The 16351-nt window shown below is 73.6% G+C and carries 15 protein-coding genes; 4 read left to right on the forward strand and 11 right to left on the reverse strand.

The genetic code is table 11. The annotated features are described in order from the left end of the window. Nucleotides 1-695: 695 nt before the first annotated feature. Complete coding sequence (locus ACIWVC_RS26070) at nucleotides 696-1277, reverse strand: TetR/AcrR family transcriptional regulator (RefSeq protein ID WP_396450674.1); 582 nt, start codon at nucleotides 1275-1277, stop codon at nucleotides 696-698. Nucleotides 1278-1341: 64 nt separating this feature from the next. On the opposite strand from ACIWVC_RS26070, the gene ACIWVC_RS26075 reads away from it, so the two are divergent. After that, nucleotides 1342-2460: an FAD-dependent oxidoreductase gene (locus ACIWVC_RS26075; protein WP_396450672.1), complete on the forward strand. Its 1119-nt coding sequence runs from the start codon at nucleotides 1342-1344 to the stop codon at nucleotides 2458-2460. Here the strand turns inward: ACIWVC_RS26075 and ACIWVC_RS26080 are convergent, their stop codons facing one another. The 4 genes from ACIWVC_RS26080 to ACIWVC_RS26095 are packed head-to-tail and all read right to left on the reverse strand — an operon-like array spanning nucleotide 2461 to nucleotide 5916. Beyond that, nucleotides 2461-3654: an ABC transporter permease gene (locus ACIWVC_RS26080; protein ID WP_396450670.1), complete on the reverse strand. Its 1194-nt coding sequence runs from the start codon at nucleotides 3652-3654 to the stop codon at nucleotides 2461-2463. It lies immediately after the preceding gene. After that, nucleotides 3651-4340, reverse strand: coding sequence for an ABC transporter ATP-binding protein (locus ACIWVC_RS26085; protein ID WP_396450668.1), 690 nt, complete (start codon nucleotides 4338-4340; stop codon nucleotides 3651-3653). Before ACIWVC_RS26085 ends, ACIWVC_RS26080 begins: the two co-directional genes overlap by 4 nt. Next, nucleotides 4337-5380 (reverse strand): peptidoglycan-binding protein, encoded by a 1044-nt coding sequence (locus ACIWVC_RS26090; protein WP_396450666.1) that lies wholly within the window; start codon nucleotides 5378-5380, stop codon nucleotides 4337-4339. Before ACIWVC_RS26090 ends, ACIWVC_RS26085 begins: the two co-directional genes overlap by 4 nt. Then, nucleotides 5380-5916, reverse strand: coding sequence for a hypothetical protein (locus ACIWVC_RS26095; protein WP_396450664.1), 537 nt, complete (start codon nucleotides 5914-5916; stop codon nucleotides 5380-5382). The genes ACIWVC_RS26090 and ACIWVC_RS26095 overlap by 1 nt, the downstream gene beginning before the upstream one ends. A gap of 166 nt (nucleotides 5917-6082) precedes the next feature. On the opposite strand from ACIWVC_RS26095, the gene ACIWVC_RS26100 reads away from it, so the two are divergent. From ACIWVC_RS26100 to ACIWVC_RS26110, 3 genes are read left to right on the forward strand one after another with little or no spacing between them, the layout of a single operon-like run. Beyond that, nucleotides 6083-6739, forward strand: a complete 657-nt coding sequence (locus tag ACIWVC_RS26100) for a response regulator transcription factor (RefSeq protein ID WP_396450662.1) — start codon at nucleotides 6083-6085, stop codon at nucleotides 6737-6739. Further along, entirely contained in the window at nucleotides 6736-7980 is a 1245-nt protein-coding gene (locus ACIWVC_RS26105; RefSeq protein ID WP_396450660.1) for a sensor histidine kinase, read from the forward strand. Before ACIWVC_RS26100 ends, ACIWVC_RS26105 begins: the two co-directional genes overlap by 4 nt. A gap of 10 nt (nucleotides 7981-7990) precedes the next feature. Next, nucleotides 7991-8500, forward strand: coding sequence for a DUF664 domain-containing protein (locus tag ACIWVC_RS26110; RefSeq protein WP_396450658.1), 510 nt, complete (start codon nucleotides 7991-7993; stop codon nucleotides 8498-8500). 12 nt (nucleotides 8501-8512) lie between these two features. On the opposite strand, the gene ACIWVC_RS26115 is transcribed toward ACIWVC_RS26110, so the two are convergent. The 6 genes from ACIWVC_RS26115 to ACIWVC_RS26140 form a co-directional block, all read right to left on the reverse strand. Further along, nucleotides 8513-10231, reverse strand: coding sequence for a GAF domain-containing protein (locus tag ACIWVC_RS26115; RefSeq protein ID WP_396450656.1), 1719 nt, complete (start codon nucleotides 10229-10231; stop codon nucleotides 8513-8515). Between the two features lie 45 nt (nucleotides 10232-10276). Further along, entirely contained in the window at nucleotides 10277-11599 is a 1323-nt protein-coding gene (locus tag ACIWVC_RS26120) for a glycosyltransferase family 4 protein (RefSeq protein WP_396450655.1), read from the reverse strand. A gap of 120 nt (nucleotides 11600-11719) precedes the next feature. Further along, entirely contained in the window at nucleotides 11720-12904 is a 1185-nt protein-coding gene (locus tag ACIWVC_RS26125; RefSeq protein ID WP_396450654.1) for an Ig-like domain-containing protein, read from the reverse strand. 175 nt (nucleotides 12905-13079) lie between these two features. After that, complete coding sequence (locus ACIWVC_RS26130) at nucleotides 13080-14249, reverse strand: Ig-like domain-containing protein (RefSeq protein WP_396454687.1); 1170 nt, start codon at nucleotides 14247-14249, stop codon at nucleotides 13080-13082. A 108-nt stretch (nucleotides 14250-14357) separates the two neighbouring features. After that, complete coding sequence (locus ACIWVC_RS26135) at nucleotides 14358-15149, reverse strand: VC0807 family protein (protein WP_396454688.1); 792 nt, start codon at nucleotides 15147-15149, stop codon at nucleotides 14358-14360. Nucleotides 15150-15409: 260 nt separating this feature from the next. After that, the gene (locus ACIWVC_RS26140; RefSeq protein ID WP_396450648.1) at nucleotides 15410-16339 is read right to left on the reverse strand and encodes a LysR family transcriptional regulator; all 930 of its coding nucleotides are present in this window, start codon (nucleotides 16337-16339) and stop codon (nucleotides 15410-15412) included. Nucleotides 16340-16351: the final 12 nt, after the last annotated feature.

Genomic DNA, 16351 nt, shown 5'->3' on the forward strand with positions numbered 1-16351 from the left:
AGCTGGCGCTGGAACACCTGTACGGAGTGAGGTAAGGCGCTGTTGGCCCAGGGGGGCGACCCCCTGGGACCCCCGTTAGCGACGCAGGCGATCCTCGCTCCTTTGTTGCGGTCTGTCGTGCCTGTGACGGGCGTGTGCGGGGTCGCTGCGGTCGCCTGCGTCGCCGGGCATGCCCGCTCCGGGCGCTAGAGCGCCCTCCGCGTGCCTGCCCGTGGCGGTCGCTTCGGTCTGCGCCACGGCTCGGGGCTGGTCCGAGAGAGTGTGAACTGCGCTCATCCAAAGGCGTCCGCAGTTGTGTGGGCGCCTGGAGCGCCCTGCGTGTGCAGCGCCCTGCGTGTGCCTGCCCGTGGCCGGGTTTGCTCAGGGGGCGCCTCCCTGGAACTCCGTGGGCGTCGCGGGCATGCCCGTGGGCGTCGCTTCGGCTTCTGTGCCATGGCTCGGGGCCAGCCATGAGGGTCTGAAATTGCGCTCATCCAAAGGCGTCTGTGGTCGTGTGGGCGCTGGAGCGGCTTCCGCATGCCTGTCCGGTGTGGGCGCTTCGGTCGATGTTGCTGCTCGGGCTGGTTCGAGGGGTTTGTTGGTCCTCGTCTGAGAGAGGCGTCCGCGGTTGTTTGGGCGTCTTTTGTGTTGTGGTGCGAGGTGGGCGATTCTCACGCCGCTTTTGTGGTTCGTTTCGGCTTTTGGGGCTCTGATGGTCAGGTCAGGGTGCCGTCCACCATGGCCCTGGTCAGGGTTCTGGCTTCTTCTAGGGTGAGTGTTTCGGGTGGGCGTGTCACCAGGGCGAAAAGGGCCGCGCCGTAGAGGGTGATCAGCGTCCGGACCCTTTCCCGGGAAGTTTCGAGGCCCAGGTCGCGGTGCATCTGGACGGTGAAGTCGAGGGTGGGTTCCGCTAGCTGCGCCAGGGCCTCGTGCAGGTGGGGGCGGCGGGTCGCCTCCAGGGTCAGTTCGTAGATCGCCAGGTAGCGGACGCGTTGCTCCGTGGCCGCGTGGTGGAGGGACAGGGCGATCAGTTCGACGAGCATGTCGCGGTCGATCGGGGGCGAGGTTCCGTTCGCCGCGGCCGCCATGTCCTGCTTGTGCAGTTCGATCACGCGGTCGGCGGCGGCCTGGAGTAGAGCGTCCCGGCTGCGGAAGTAATTGGACGCGGTCCCCGGTGGGAGGCCCGCTCGTTCGTCCACCGAGCGGTGGCTCAGGCCGTGGATCCCCGAGCGGCCCAGCACCTCGATCGCGGCGTCGGCGAGGGCGCGGCGGCGCTCCAGGTTCTGCGGTGGGGGCACCCCGCCACGTTACCACTAGGAGGTTAGTACTAACATCGTAGTGATAACGAGCTGAGGAGGCGCTGTGCGGGCACTGGTCATCGGTGCGGGGATCGGGGGTCTGGCCGCGGCCGTGGCCCTGCGCGCGGACGGGCACGAGGTGGTCGTCGCCGAGGCGGCGGACGGGCTGCGCACCGGCGGCGCGGCCGTGACGCTGTGGAGCAACGAGACCGGGATCCTGCGCGATCTCGGGGTGTCGCTGGAGGGCGCCGGCGCCCCGATCGACGTCCTGGAGCAGCGGGACGAGGGCGGGCGGCGGCTGGTCGCCATCGACGTCGGGCGGGCCGCGCGGGTCCACGGGCATCCGCACGTCTGCCTGCCGCGCAGGCGCCTGCTGGAACGGCTCGCGGACGCCCTGCCGGACGGCGTCATCGAGTTCGGCCGCGCGTGCACCGGCGTCTTCCAGGGCGGTGAGACGGTGCGGGCCAAGTTCGCGGACGGGTCGACCGCCGAGGCGGACCTGCTGGTCGGGGCCGACGGGCGGCGGTCGGTCGTCCGCGACCACCTGTGGGGCGGGGATCCGGCCGAGCCGAGCGGCTGGGGCACGTGGCAGGGGCTCGGCCCCATCCCGATCGACGTGGTCTCTTCGCGCACCGGGCTGATGATCACCGGCAGGGCCGGGAGCTGCGGGCTGATGCCCGCCGGGGAGGGGCTGCTGCAGTGGTGGTTCGACATGCCCTGGTCGCCGGACGATCCGCCGCTCACCGAGCCGCTCGGTGAGATCCGGCGGCGGTTCGGGCACTGGTGCGCACCCGTGCCGGAGGTCCTGGCGGCCCTGCGGGAGAGCGACGTGGAGCTCTTCCCGCACTACCGCCACCGCGTCCCGAAGACGTGGGGAAGCAGGCGCGTCACCCTCGCCGGCGACTCGGCGCACTCGATGCCACCGACCCGGGCGCAGGGCGCCAACCAGGCCCTGGAGGACGCGTGGATGCTCGCGGCCGTGCTGAGGGAGGTGCCGGGCGACGTGCCCGCCGCCCTGCGCGAGTACGAGCGGAAACGCTCGCGCGGGGCGGGCATCGTCGCCCGGCACGCCGGCCGGGAGGACATCAACCGGCTGCCCTCGTTCGTCACCCGCCTCCTCCCCGACGGCCTGGCCGGCGTCTACTACACGCGCTGGCTCGCGCAGATCAGCGACTTCCTGTGACTACGGCGCGGCCAGGGCCTCGGTCGGGGCGAGGCGCGCCGCGCGGACGGCCGGGTACAGGCCCGCGACGGCGCCGATGACCAGGGTGGCGAGGACGCCGCCCGCCATCGCCCAGACCGGGACGACGGTCGGCCAGCCCTGCGTCACCGCGAAGACCGCGGTGACGACGATGCCGAGCGCCACGCCGCCGACGCCGCCGAGCCCGGCCAGCAGCTGCGACTCGGTGAGGAACTGCAGGCGGATCTGCCCGCGGGTCGCGCCGAGGGAGCGGCGCAGGCCGATCTCCGCGCGGCGCTCCAGCACGGAGATCACCATCGTGTTGGCGACCCCGACGCCGCCGACCAGCAGCGCGACGCCGCCGAGGCCGAGGAGCAGGCCGGTGAACGCCCGGTCGGTGGCGTTCCGGGCGGCGAGCGCGTCGGACGGGCGGCTCACCTCGACCTCGGTCGGGGCCTGCGGGTCGGCGGTCGCGGCGAGCAGGTTCCGCACCTTCTCCACCGCGTCCTCGCGGGCGCGGGTGTAGATGGTCGTGGGGTGGCCGTCGAAGCCGAGGCGGGCGACGGCGGCGTCCCAGCCGACGAAGGCGGCGGAGTCCGCCTCCGGCACCAGCTCGTTCGGTTCGAGGATGCCGACGACGGTGAACCACTGCGACCCGAGCCACACCTGGACGTTCGGCGCCGCCACGCCGAGGCGGTCGGCCGTCTCCGCGCCGAGCACCACGGCCGGGTACTTCGCCGTGCCCGCGTTGAGCCACGTGCCGGCGGCCGTCTTGAGGCCCACCGTCCGCGGCAGGTCGAGGCGGGCCGCGAGCACGGCGATGCCGCCGGTCTCCCCCTTCGGGATGTGGTCGTTGCGGTAGACGCTGACGTCGTCCAGCTTCCCGGTCGCCGACGCCGACTCGACGTCCGGCATCCGTGCCACCATGCCCACCGACGCCTCGGGCAGTTTCGCGTCCGCGCCGAAGAAGTCCCGGCCGGGCCCGACCGTGAGGAGGTTGGTGCCGAGCCGGTCGAGGGTGGCCTGGAGCTGGGCGCGGCTGGACGTGGAGATGCCGACCACGCCGATCATCGCGGCGATCCCGATCGCGATGCCGAGCGCGGACAGGAACACCCGCATGGGGCGGGACCGAAGGCCGGCGGCGCCGACGCGGAGCACGTCCCCGGGGCCGAGCCGGGGCGGGGTCTCGGGGTTCACGGCGCGGCCTCCGCTCGTGCGCCGTCGCGGACGACGCGGCCGTCGCGCATCAGCACCTGGCGGGGCAGCAGCGTGGCGATGTCCCGGTCATGCGTGATCAGCACCACGGTCGTGCCGCCGCCGGACAGCTCGCGCAGCAGGTCCAGGACCCCCGCGCCCGACGCCGAGTCCAGCGCGCCGGTCGGCTCGTCCGCCAGCAGCAGCGCGGGCTCGCCGACGGCCGCGCGGGCGATCGCCACCCGCTGCCGCTCGCCGCCGGACAGCTGGTGCGGCCGGTGGCCGAGGCGGTGCCCGAGCCCGACCCGTTCCAGCGCGCGGCGGGCGCGGCGGCGCCGCTGCGCGAGCGGCACGCCCGCGTAGAGCAGCCCGTCCGCGACGTTGTCGAGCGCGCTGACGCCGGAGGCGAGGTGGAACTGCTGGAAGACGAACCCGATCCGGCGGGCGCGCAGCGCCGACAGGCGCCGGTCCGGCAGCCCCGACACGTCCGTGCCCTCGACGAGGACGGTGCCGGCGCTCGGCCGGTCCAGCGTGCCGAGCAGATGCAGCATCGTCGACTTCCCGGACCCGGACGGCCCGACGATCGCGACGAGCTCCCCCTCCTCCACCGCCAGCGACACGCCGTCCAGCGCGGTCACCCCGCCGGGGTAGGTCTTGGTGACCTCGCGGAGCTCCACCACCGGGCTCATGAGGGCACCCCCACCCTCATGCCCTCCTTCACGCCGGATCCGGAGATCTCGACGCGGCCGCCGGTGAAGACGCCGGTCTCCACGGGCACCGTGCGGACCCGCCCGTTCTCGACCACCTGGACGGCGTAGCCGCCGTCGCTCCGGGCGAGCAGCGCGCCGATCGGCACGGAGAGGACGCCGCGGTGCCGGTTCGCGGTGAGGCTCACCGTGACGGGCGCCTTGTCGTAGGAGCCGAGCGACTTCTGCGACCCGACGGAGATCTCCACCTCGACGGTCGCCGGCTCGCCCTCCTTGCCCTCCTCGGCGACCTTCCCGACCGAGGCGACCTCGCCCTTCACCGTGTCGCCGGACGGCAGCTCGACCTTCACCCCGGCGCCCTTCCTGACCAGCCGCCGGTACTGCACGTCGAGGTCGACGCTCACCACGCGGCTCGTGCCGGTGCAGGTGAGGACGGGTCCGCCGACCCGGTCGCCGACACCGGCCTTGCGCTCGGCCACCCTGATCCGGCCGGGCGCGACGACGGCCGCGCCCGGCGCGATCCGGCCGGTCTGCGCGACGCCGAGGTCGCTCTGCCAGCGCTTCACCGCCGCTGCGGTGGCCGCGCTGTAGGCGTCGTCCACGGTGAACCCGGCGTAGCCCAGGGCGCGCAGGTTCCGTTCGAGCTGCTCGACGTCGGCGCCCTCCTTCCCCGGGGAGAGGGTCCGGTACAGCGGCAGCCTCCCGTACAGCAGCGGCACGGGCTCGTCGTCGACCCGGTACACCGGGCGGCCGCGGGAGATCACGCTCCCGGGTGCGGGCAGCCAGGTGAGGGTGCCGCGCCCGGCACCGGTGACGGTGCGCGTGCTGCCGTAGCCGAGCGTCCCGTCCACGTCCTTGGTCTCGACGAGGGTCGTCCGCTCGACCGTCGCGGTCGCCGGCGGCAGCGCGCTGCGCGCGGCGGCCGGCTCGCCGCCCCCGCCGAGGCCGGCGGTCGCGAGGCCGGCGCCGCCGACCACGACCGCCCCGGCGGCGCCGAGGACGACGGTGCGCGCCCTGGCCACTAGTCCTCGTCCTTCCTGCTGGTCAGGCCCATCCCGCCCGGCTGGAACCGGCCGCACGCCTTCTGCGCGGCCTTGTAGGCCGCACTGTCCGGGTCGATGCCGGTCCCGGGACCGGCCTTGAGCACCAGCCCGCCGTCGGGCTTGGGGTCGGGGAACTCGCCGATGCCGTGGTCGCGCATGCACTTGGAGAACGCGCGCAGCTTGGCGACCTCCTCCGGCTTGGGCTTCCTCGGCTTGCCGCCGTTCGGCATCAGGTGCGCGCACTTCTTCTGCGCCGCCTCGACCTCCCTGCTCTCCTTCGGGCCGCCGGAGGCGCCGGGCCGGGCCGACGCGCGGATCTCCACCCGCCCGCCCTTCGGGTCGGGCATGTCCACCCCGTTCCGGCGCATGCACCGGGCGAACTCGCGCAGCTTCTCGTCGTCACCGGCGGCCTTGGCGGTGCCGCCCGCCCCGGCGCCGCCGTCGCCGCCGCACGCCTGCAGCCCGAAGGCGAGGGCGGGGACGAGGGCCAGCGCCGCGAGCGTCTGTCGTCGCATGGGTCGGTCTCCCTGGTCGGTTCCGCCGGCCGGTCCGCCGGCGGCGACCGCAAGTCCAGCGCCGCACCGGTAACCCCGGCGTAACCGGATCGCGTTATGCCCGCGTTACGCCCCGTCCCCCAAGCTGGGCCGGCAGGCAGACGGAGCTGGACAGGGGACGGCGGACGTGCGGGTACTGATCGCCGAGGACGAGCGGATGCTCGCCGATTCGATCGCCGAGGGGCTGCGGGGCGAGGCCCTCGCCGTGGACGTGGTCTACGACGGGGACGCCGCGCTCGAGCGCCTCGGCGTGAACGACTACGACGTGCTGGTCCTGGACCGCGACCTCCCGGTGGTGCACGGCGACGACGTGTGCCGCGCGGTCGTGGAGTCCGGGGCGCTCGTCCGGGTGCTGATGCTCACCGCCGCCGTCACCGTCCCGGCGCGGGTCGACGGGCTACGGCTCGGCGCCGACGACTACCTCACCAAGCCGTTCGCGTTCGAGGAGCTGGTGGCGCGGGTCCAGGCGCTCGGGCGGCGCTCCCGCCCGGCGGCGCCGCCGGCGCTGGAGCGCGCCGGGATCCGGCTCGACCCGTCCCGCCGGGAGGTGTACCGGGACGGCCGGTACGTCCACCTGGCGCGCAAGGAGTTCGGGCTGCTCGCCGAGCTGCTGCGCGCGGACGGGGCGGTCGTGTCCGCCGAGCGGCTGCTGGAGAAGGTGTGGGACGAGCACACCGACCCGTTCACCAACACCGTCCGGGTGACGCTGATGAAGCTGCGCCGCAAGCTCGGCGATCCCCCGGTCATCGAGACCGTCCCGGGAGCGGGGTACCGGATCCCATGACGAGGCTCGCCGAGCGGCTGCGGCCGACGATCCGGATGCGGCTGACCCTGCTGTACACCGGCCTGTTCGTGGGCACGGGGATCGTCCTGCTGGGCCTGACGTACCTGCTGGTGCAGAACAACCTCCAGCGGCAGGCCGAGCCCCCCGACCGGCTGTTCACCGCCGGGACCGAGGCCCCCGCGGGCTCGTCGCGGGTCGTCGCGGTCCCCGGCGAGCCGTCGCGGGCCGACGTCCAGCGGGTGCTGGTCGCCGGGCGCGAGGACTACCAGCGGGAGACGCTGAACGCGCTGCTGACGCAGGGCGGCATCGCGCTCGGGCTGGTCGGCGCGGCCGGGCTCGGGTTCGGCTGGCTGCTCGCCGACCGGGCGCTGCGCCCGGTCCACGCGATCACCGACACGGCGCGGCGGGTGGCGCGCAGCCACGACCTCACCGAGCGGATCGCCTACGAGGGGCCGCGCGACGACGTCAAGGAGCTGGCCGACACCTTCGACACCATGCTCGGCCGGCTCGCCCGGGCGTTCGACGGGCAGCGGCGGTTCGTCGCGAACGCCTCGCACGAGCTGCGCACCCCGCTCGCCATCAACCGGACGCTCATCGACGTGGCGGTGCGCCGCCCGGACGCCACCGACGACGTCAAGCGGCTCGGCGAGTCGCTGCTGGTGGTGAACGGCCGGCACGAGCGGCTGATCGACGGGCTGCTCACCCTCGCCGGCACCGAGAACGCGGTGGCGGACGCGGCGCCGCTCGACCTCGCGGACGTCGCCGGGCACGTCCTGGAGCAGGCCGGGCCCGAGGCGCGGGCGCGGGGCGTGACCACCGACCGGCGGCTCGGCCCGGCGCCAACGTCCGGCGATCCGGTGCTGGTGGAGCGGCTGGTGCAGAACCTCGTGGAGAACGCGATCCGGCACAACCACGACGGCGGCGGCCTGTCGGTCACCACGCGCGGCCGGGACGGGTGGGCCGAGATCGCCGTCGCCAACACCGGACCGGTCGTCCCCGGCTACGAGGTCGAGACGATCTTCGAGCCGTTCCGGCGGCTCGGCAACGACCGGGTGCGGTCCGACCGCGGCGCCGGGCTCGGGCTGTCGATCGTGCGGGCGACCGCGACGGCGCACGGCGGCACGGTGACGGCGTCCCCGCGGCCGGGCGGCGGCCTCACCGTGACCGTCCGCCTGCCGTTCCGGACGCCCGCCGCCGGCGATGCGGCGCCGGGGCTGAAAGACGCGGCCCGATCCGGGTAGCGTCATTGCAATGACCAGTGCGCAACTGCTCACCGACGGGTTCGGCAGGGTCCAGGGGGTCGTCCACGCGGCGGCCGGCGGGCTCACCGCACGGCAACTCGCCTACCGGCCCGCCGAGGGCGCCAACTCCATCGCGTGGCTCATCTGGCACCTCACCCGCATCCAGGACGACCACGTCGCCGATGTCGCCGGCACCGCGCAGGCGTGGACCGAGGACGGGTGGGCCGACCGGTTCGGGCTGCCGCTCGACCCGGCCGACACCGGGTACGGGCACACCTCCGAGGAGGTCGCCTCGGTCCGGGTCGAGTCGTCCGGCCTGCTGACGGGCTACTACGACGCCGTCCACGACCGGACCGTGAAGTACGTGTCCACGGTGACCGACCCCGACCTGGAGCGCATCGTCGACCGCTCGTGGGACCCGCCGGTCACCCTCGGCGTCCGGCTGATCAGCGTGCTCTCCGACGACCTGCAGCACGCGGGCCAGGCCGCCTACATCCGCGGCCTGCTCGAACGGGGCTGACCGCCGCGACCGCTACGCGTCCTTCAGCGGGACGCGCCACACCAGGATCGTGCCGCCGCCGGGCCGGGGACGCGTGCCGAACGAGCCGCCGCGGTCCTCGGCCCGCTCGCGCATGTTGCGCAGGCCGCTGCGGCGGCCGCCCTCGGGGATGCCGACGCCGTCGTCCTCGACCCGCAGCGTGAGGTCCTCGCCGACGTCGATGACCACCGCCGCCTCGGAGGCGCGGGCGTGCCGGGCGACGTTCGACAGCGCCTCCTGGAGGACCGCGAGCAGCTGCTCGCCGATCGCCTCGTCGACGGCGGTGTCCAGCAGCCCGGCGAGCCGCACGGACGGCGCGAACCCGAGCCGCTCGGCGGCGTCGTCGATCAGCTTGTGGACCCGGCTGCGCAGCGACTTCTCGTCCGGCGGCGCCTGCAGCGCGAAGATGGTGGAGCGGATCTGCCGGATCGTGTCGTCCAGGTCGTCCACCGCGCGCTGCACCCGCGTCGCGACCTCCGCCTTCTGGGTGATCTTGATGGCGGCCATCAGCGTCATCGCTGTCGCGAACAGCCGCTGGATGACGGTGTCGTGCAGGTCCTTGGCGATGCGGTCGCGATCCTCCAGCAGCGCGAGCCGCTCGGTGTCGCGGCGCCGGTCGGCCAGCTCCAGCGCGACCGCCGCCTGCCCGGCGAACGCCTCCAGCAGCCGCTGCGTCCCCTCGGAGAACAGCGCGCCGCCCGGCGGGTTGATGACGGTGATCGCGCCGCGCGCGGACGCGCCGGTGCCGAGCGGCACCACCAGCAGCGGCCCGACCGGCAGTCCGGTCGGCGCGCCGGCCTCCCGCACCGCCGCGGCGCCGTCGGCCAGCCGCAGCGGCGCCCCGTCGGCGAACACCCGGCCCGACACCGACCGCTCCAGCGGGAGCCGCTTGCCGCGCAGGTGGTGGGCCCCCTCGCCGTCGGCCGCCTCCAGCACGGCCTCCCCGGCCGCCTCGTCGACCAGCGTCACGCTGCTCACCCGCGCGTCGGCGATCTCGCGGGCGCGGCGGGCGACCAGGTCGATGACGTCGTGCGGGTCGGTGCCCGACAGCAGCGTGGTGGAGATCTCGGCGGACGCCTCCAGCCACCGCTCGCGGCGCCGCGCCTCCTCGTACAGGCGGGCGTTCTCGATGGCGACGCCCGCGGCCGTGGCCAGCGCGGTCACCACGACCTCGTCCTCCTCCTCGAAGGGGCCGCCGCCGGCCTTCTCGGTGAGGTACAGGTTGCCGAACACCTCGTCGCGCACCCGGATCGGCACGCCGAGGAACGTCCGCATCGGCGGATGGTTCGGCGGGAAGCCGGAGGAGGCGGGATGCTCGGTCAGGTCCGGCAGCCGCAGCACGCGCGGCTCCCGGATCAGCAGGCCGAGGATGCCGTCGCCGTGCGGCCAGTGCCCGATCGCCTCGATCTCCTCGTCGCTCACCCCGGTCGTGACGAACCGGACGAGCCGCTCGCCCTCCTCGCCGATGACGCCGAGGGCGCCGTAGCGGGCGTCGACCAGGGTGGTCGCGGCGTCCACGATCCGCCGCAGCACCGTCGCCAGATCCAGCTCGCTGCCGATCGAGACCACGGCCTCCAGCAGCGCGTGCACCCGGTCGCGCGTCGACCGGGCCGCCTCCAGCCGGGTGTGCAGCTCGGCCAGCAGATCGTCCAGCTTCAGCTCCGGCAGGACGAGCCGTGCGCGCTCCGCCCCGGAGCGGGAGTCCTCACTCACACCGCCAGTATTCCCGTGTTCCGCCGAACACTGAATCTGGGTCGGCTACAGACCCGGGCCGGCGGCCCCTCCGGCCCGGCGTTCCCGCACCGCCGAGGCGATGAGGCGGGACCAGCGGGGGCCGATGCGGCCGATGTCGTGCCGGCGCGCGGCCCGCAGCGCCCGCTCGCCGAGGCGGTCGCGCAGGCCCGGGTCGGTGATCAGCTTGCGGAGCGCCGCGGCGAGGGCGTCGACGTCCCCGGCGGGGACGAGCAGCCCGTCCTCGCCCGGGGTGATCAGCTCGGCGGGGCCGTGCGGGCAGTCGAACGCCACGACCGGCAGGCCCATGCCCATCGCCTCGATCACGACCATCGGCATGCCCTCCCGGCGCGAGGACAGCGCGAAGACCGAGGCGCGCCGCATCTCGGCCGGCAGGTCGGGGGTCCTGCCGCGCAGTTCGACCCGGCCGGTGAGGCCGAGCTCGCCGATCAGCGCGCGGAGCCGGTCCCGCCGCACCCCGGAGCCGAAGACGCGCAGGGTCCAGCCGGGATGCTCGGCGGCGATCGGCGCGAAGGCGCGCAGGAGCAGGTCGAAGCCCTTCGCGTGGACGAGCCGTCCGGCCGCCAGCACGACGTCGTGCTCGCGGCCGGACGGCGGACCGGGCAGCGGCGGCGCCGCGTTCGGGAGCCGGACGACGCGGACGCCGGAGCCGGCGAGCGCCCGCGCGTAGTCGGCGCGGGCCGCCTCGGTGAGCGTGGCGAGCACGGTGAGCCGCCGGTACGCGCGCACGACCTGCCGGCGGAGCGCGGGCCGGTAGGAGCCGAGGCTCATGTGGTCCTGCCCGATCGTCGCGACGCCGCGGGGGCCGAGCTCGGCGGCCAGCAGGACGAGGGAGGGCCGGGTCCCGATGAGCACGTCCGCCGGCGCGCCGTAGAGGGCGCGCAGGAGGCGCACGTCCGTCCAGAGGCTCACCTGCCGGAACGACGCCTCGTCGGCCGGCACGAGGACGCTGGGCAGCCGGGCCAGGACGCGGGCCGCGCGGTTCCCGCGGGCGAGGCCGTCGTCCGCGTAGGACACCGCGACCCCGGAGGGCAGCGGGAAGAACGGCCTGCGGCTCCGCCGCAGCACGCTGACGATCTCGACGTCGTGGTCGCGGGCCAGGTGGCCGCACAGGTTGAGCACCGTGCGGATCGTGCCGCCCGTCCCGTGCGCGTTCTGCAGCAGGACGCGCACGCGCGGCCGGCCCCCGGGCGGCGGGACGCGCCGCCGCCAGCGCAGCGGGCGCAGCGCCCAGAGGGCCGCGCGGCGCACGGCGCGGTGGGCCCCGCGCCGGACGCGGCGGCGCAGTCGCAGCGGTCGTGGTCGCAGCGGTCGCGCGGACTCGTTCACCGGGTCCCCGATCGTAGACGGCCGTGTCCCGGCCCTTTTCCCGATCGCGGGCCGGTCAACGCCAACCGGGGGTCAATGTCGTGCGAGGTCCGATCGTGCGCGGGTCGGCGGCCTCCGGCGTCAGCCGGTGGAGACGGTGCGGTCGAGGGCGCTGCCCTTCACCCACCGGCTCCACGACATCTCGTAGTAGCTCCAGCCGTTGTTCCAGTCCAGGCTGCGCTTGCTGCCGGTGATGATCACCGGGTCGCCGCGGTAGGAGAAGTTGTAGAACCACTTGGCGTCCTTGGGCGGGGAGTTGACGCAGCCGTGGCTGACGTTCTGCCGCCCCTGCGCCCACACGGTCGAGGCCATCGAGTGGACGTACTCGCCGGTGCTGGAGATCCGCACCGCGAACGGGATGACCTCCTTGTAGCCGCCGTTCTTCTTGTCCTCGGGGTCGACGCCCATCCACTCCGACGTCATGACCGCCGGGTTTTCCTTGCCCATCGTCAGGTGGATGCCGCTGGTGGTGAGGTAGGTGTCGACACCGTTGACCACGCGGCCGCCCCGGCCGGCGCTGATGGGCCAGCTGCGGACCTTCTTGCCGTTCTTCTTGACGACGGCCTTCTTGGTCTTGGTGCTGATGTGGGTGATGTGGGAGTCGCCGATGCGGAAGCTGCGCGTGAAGTCGGAGTAGCCGTACGTCCCCTTGCCCGACTTCACCCCGGCGAGCTTGGCGCGGAGCGAGACCTTCTGGTTGGGCTGCCAGTACTGGCCGTTCTTGGTGCGGAAGACGACGGTGGTGTCGTTCATCCAGAACCACGCGCCGGTCGCGGGCTTGGTGGACTTGACCTCCAGGGCCTTCTCCACGGCCTTCTTGTCGGAGACCGCGCGGTTGAAGACGACCTGGATCGGCATGCCGACGCCGACCTTCTCGTTCTTGCTCGGCGTGACGTCGATGATCTCCAGCTTGTTCGCCGCTTTCCGCGTCGCGAACGTGGCGTTGACCGTCGCCGACTTGCCCTGCGGGCTCTTGGCGACCGCGGTGACCTGGTACTTGGCGCCGGGCCGCAGCGTGCGCGACTTCCACTTGGTCTTGTCGGCGGCCATCTCGCCGGACACCGGCTTGCCCTTGAGGGTCACGGTGACCTGCTCCAGCGTGCCGCCCGCGGCCGTGACGACGACCCCGTCCTCGGGCGCGGCCTTGGTGTTGCCGTCTCCCGGGTTGATCGTCACCTGCGGGACGTTCGCGTCCGCCTTCTCCCCGACGGTGACGCCGGAGTCCTTCTCACCGCCCCCGCTGCAGCCCGCCGTGAACAGCAGCATGACCCCCGCGATCCCCGCGCCAGCCCGAACTCCTGCGGAAACCCTCCGCTGCACTGCAACCTCCAGTGACCCCGCCGTCTACCTGAGAGACATTAACGGCAAAATTCGCTGATCATGCCATGAGCCGGGGTTTTGGCGGGTGTCCGAGATCAAAGCGTTGCAAGGCGGCCGCCGTCTAGCGGAGGGCGCTGCCCTGGCGCCACTCGTCGAACGGCAGCTGCCAGAAGCTCCAGCCGTTGTCCCACTCGACCTCGCGGTCCGATCCGGTGAGCTTGATGATGTCACCGCGCTGCGCGATGTCGTAGTACCACTTGGCGTTGGACGGGCTGACGTTGAGGCAGCCGTGGCTGACGTTCGCCGACCCCTGCGAGCCGACCGACCAGGGCGCGGAGTGGACGTACTCGCCGCTGCTGGAGAACCTGACCGCGTAGTTGACGACCGTCTTGTAGTAGCCGGGGTCGCCCTCCTGGCGGCCGGGCGAGGTCATCGTGACGGGGTTGCCCTTCTCCATCAGCAGGTGGACGCCGCTGGTGGTGGTGAACTCCCGGCTCTGCCCGTTGCCGGCGCTGAACGGGATCGTCCGCAGCTTCTTGCCGTCCCTCGTCACGGTCATCTGGTGGCCGGCGATGTTCCCGGTGGTGATCTGCTCGGCGCCGATGGCCATCGTCGCCTGGGCGTCCTTGGCCCCGTACACGCCGCCGCCCGCGTTCACCCCGGCCAGCGCCGCGTGGAAGCGGACGGTCTGGTGCGGCTGCCAGTACGTCTTGGTCCGGTAGACGACCTGGTCGGGCGCCAGCCACCGCCAGGCGCCCTCGACCGGCTTGTCCGGGGTGACGCGGAGCGTCCGCTCCACGGCCGCCTTGTCGGTCACAGGGCGGTCGAAGCGGACGAAGATCGGCATCCCGACGCCGACCTTCTCCCCCTCGACGTTCGGGGTGACGTCCACGATGGACAGCGTCTGGGCCGGCTTGAGCGTGGTGAACGAGCTCGTCACCGTACGGGTCTTTCCGCCGTCGCGGGCCTGCGCGGTGACCGTGTAGGACGTCCCGGGCGTCAGCGTCCGGGTGGAGCGCCACGTCTTGCGGCCCTTTCCGAACTTCCCGGTGACCGCGGCGCCCCCGCCCCGCACCGTGACGTTCTGCAGCTTGCCGCCCGAGGACTTCACCTCGATGGTGCCGTCCGGCTTGACCTGCGCGGTCCCGTTGGCCGGGGTGATCGTCACCGCGGTGTCCGACCCGCCCGAGGCGAGCCTGCCCTCGCCGCCGATCGAGCAGCCGGTCACGAGCAGCGCCACCGCGCCCGTCCCGCCGGCCAGCACGACCCCCGTACGACCCTTGATCGCCACAAATCCCCCAAACCCGTCAAATTCACCCCGTGTCGGTGAATCCACCTACACATAGAGACGCCCCGAACCGGGCTCGGGTTCGGGGCGTTTCCGACGGGAAACCGCTGCTCAGGCGGGCGTGGACGGGACGGGCGCGGAGGGGACGGGCGCGGACGGGGCCGGCTCGCGGTTCATGCGGCGCACCAGGCGCTTGAAGCCCCAGACCGACAGCGCGATGCCGATCGCGCCGAGGCCGGTGACGATCCCGGTGCGGATCCACAGGTACATGCTGATCGACTCGTTGAACAGCATCCAGAGGCTGACGCCGACGTTCGCCAGCAGGACCGCCGACCACAGCAGCGAGATGCGCAGGAAGAACTGGTGGACTCGCGCGTGCTTGTAGAACGCGTCGGGGATCGGCGCCATGTCCTTGGCGAGCTTCATCGCGAGGGGCTTCCCGAGCGGCACCGAGGCGAGGAACGCCAGGCTCACGCAGAGCGTGCCGAGCGTCGGCTGCAGGAAGTAGATGACCGCGCTGTGCGTGGCCGCCGCCAGGCCCGCGCGGACGGTCACGCCGACCGCGGCCAGCAGCAGCATCCCCGACACCGGGTGGCCGCGCACGTAGCGGTAGACGATCCCGCCGTAGACCCAGGCGACGGCGGCGACCAGCGCGCCGTTCAGCCCGAGCAGCATGAGCGCGGCGTAGAACACCGCCACCGGGGCGATCACGCCCTCCAGGAAGCGCGGCAGCGCGTGCGCGAGCATCGCGGTCACCCGCGGCAGCTCGAACACGTGGTGGCCGCCGGCCGGCCCGTGGCCGGTCTGCTCCTGGGGGGCCCGGGTCAGGCCGCCCTGCGCCTCGGGCGCCGGGACCTCCGCCGCCGGGGGCGGGTCCGCGGGCGCGGTCGCCGTGGGTTCCATCGAGTGCTGTGCTCCCCGATCGACATGCATGGACTCGGATGTGCTCACGATTCGCACCACCGTACGTGATGATCCGCACGTGTCCGACCGTTTTCGAACGATCCGCACCGTGCGGCTTGCTCCACCCTTAGTTCGGGCGGAGCGGCCTCCGAGTGCGGGTCGCGGCCGAATGCGGCCAGAGTCGAACCAGTGCCTCCGGCTCCAACTCCGACTCTAGGTGCCCACCGGCTCGCGCCTTATCCGGGGTCGCCCGCCGCCCCTCACGCGGGGACGTCGCTCGCGGACCGGACGTCCCTGGCGGCGGCGTAGATGGCGCGCAGGGTCACCGCCACCGACGGCCTGCGCACGCTCGCGGTGCGGGTGACGGCGTACACCTCGCGGGCCAGCGTGCACTCGGGGATGCGGCGCACCGCCACGCCGCGGTCGCCGGCGGCGAGCGCCAGCGCGGGCACCGCGGTGATGCCGATCCCCCGGGCCACCAGGCTGAGGATCGTGTGCAGCCCCTCGAACTCCCACGGCACGGGGCGGGCGCCGCCCACGGTGTCCAGCAGCCGCTCGACGGCCTGCCGGGACGGCTCGCCGGGCGGCGCGGCCATCCACGGCTCCTCGCGCAGCCGCTCCAGGTCGACCGGGCGGGCCGGGTCCGACATCGGATGCGTGTCCGGCACCACCAGGACGAGCGGGTCGCGGCGCAGATGGAAGAACTCCAGCGCGGCGGGCGCCTGGTCGGGGACCTTGCCCGTCCAGTCGTCGATGAGCGCGATGTCGACCTCGCCGCTCTGCACCTGGCGGATGCCGGCGCCGGGCACGGTCTGCCGCAGCACGAACGTCAGATCGGGATGCTCGCCGAGGCTGCGCGCCAGCGCGGGCGCGAAGGCGACGGCCGCGGTCGGGAAGGCGGTGACCACGATGCGCCCCGACGGGGCGTCGGCCTGCGCCGACAGCTCCGCCTCGGCGGCCTCGACCAGGCTCAGGATGTCCTCGGCGCGCTCGGCGAGGCGGCGCCCGGCGTCGGTGAGCTCCGCGCTGCGGGCGGTGCGGTCCAGCAGCGGGACGCGGGCCTCCCGCTCCAGCGCGGCGAGCTGCTGGGAGACGGCCGAGGGCGTGTAGCCGAGGGCCGCGGCGGTCGCCGCGATGCTGCCGCGGCGGGCGAATTCGGCGAGCAATCTCAGGCGACGCAGTTCAAGCATCACAACATCTTA

Origin of the sequence: Actinomadura sp., from assembly GCF_044508335.1 — a bacterium.
GTDB lineage: Bacteria > Actinomycetota > Actinomycetes > Streptosporangiales > Streptosporangiaceae > Spirillospora.

Excerpts from the sequence above, each read along its gene's own strand:
- ACIWVC_RS26085 (WP_396450668.1), bottom strand. The coding sequence starts at position 4,340 with ATGAGCCCGGTGGTGGAGCTCCGCGAGGTCACCAAGACCTACCCCGGC.
- ACIWVC_RS26095 (WP_396450664.1), bottom strand. The coding sequence starts at position 5,916 with ATGCGACGACAGACGCTCGCGGCGCTGGCCCTCGTCCCCGCCCTCGCC.
- ACIWVC_RS26105 (WP_396450660.1), top strand. The coding sequence starts at position 6,736 with ATGACGAGGCTCGCCGAGCGGCTGCGGCCGACGATCCGGATGCGGCTG.
- ACIWVC_RS26110 (WP_396450658.1), top strand. The coding sequence starts at position 7,991 with ATGACCAGTGCGCAACTGCTCACCGACGGGTTCGGCAGGGTCCAGGGG.
- ACIWVC_RS26125 (WP_396450654.1), bottom strand. The coding sequence starts at position 12,904 with ATGCTGCTGTTCACGGCGGGCTGCAGCGGGGGCGGTGAGAAGGACTCC.
- ACIWVC_RS26135 (WP_396454688.1), bottom strand. The coding sequence starts at position 15,149 with ATGGAACCCACGGCGACCGCGCCCGCGGACCCGCCCCCGGCGGCGGAG.
- ACIWVC_RS26140 (WP_396450648.1), bottom strand. The coding sequence starts at position 16,339 with ATGCTTGAACTGCGTCGCCTGAGATTGCTCGCCGAATTCGCCCGCCGC.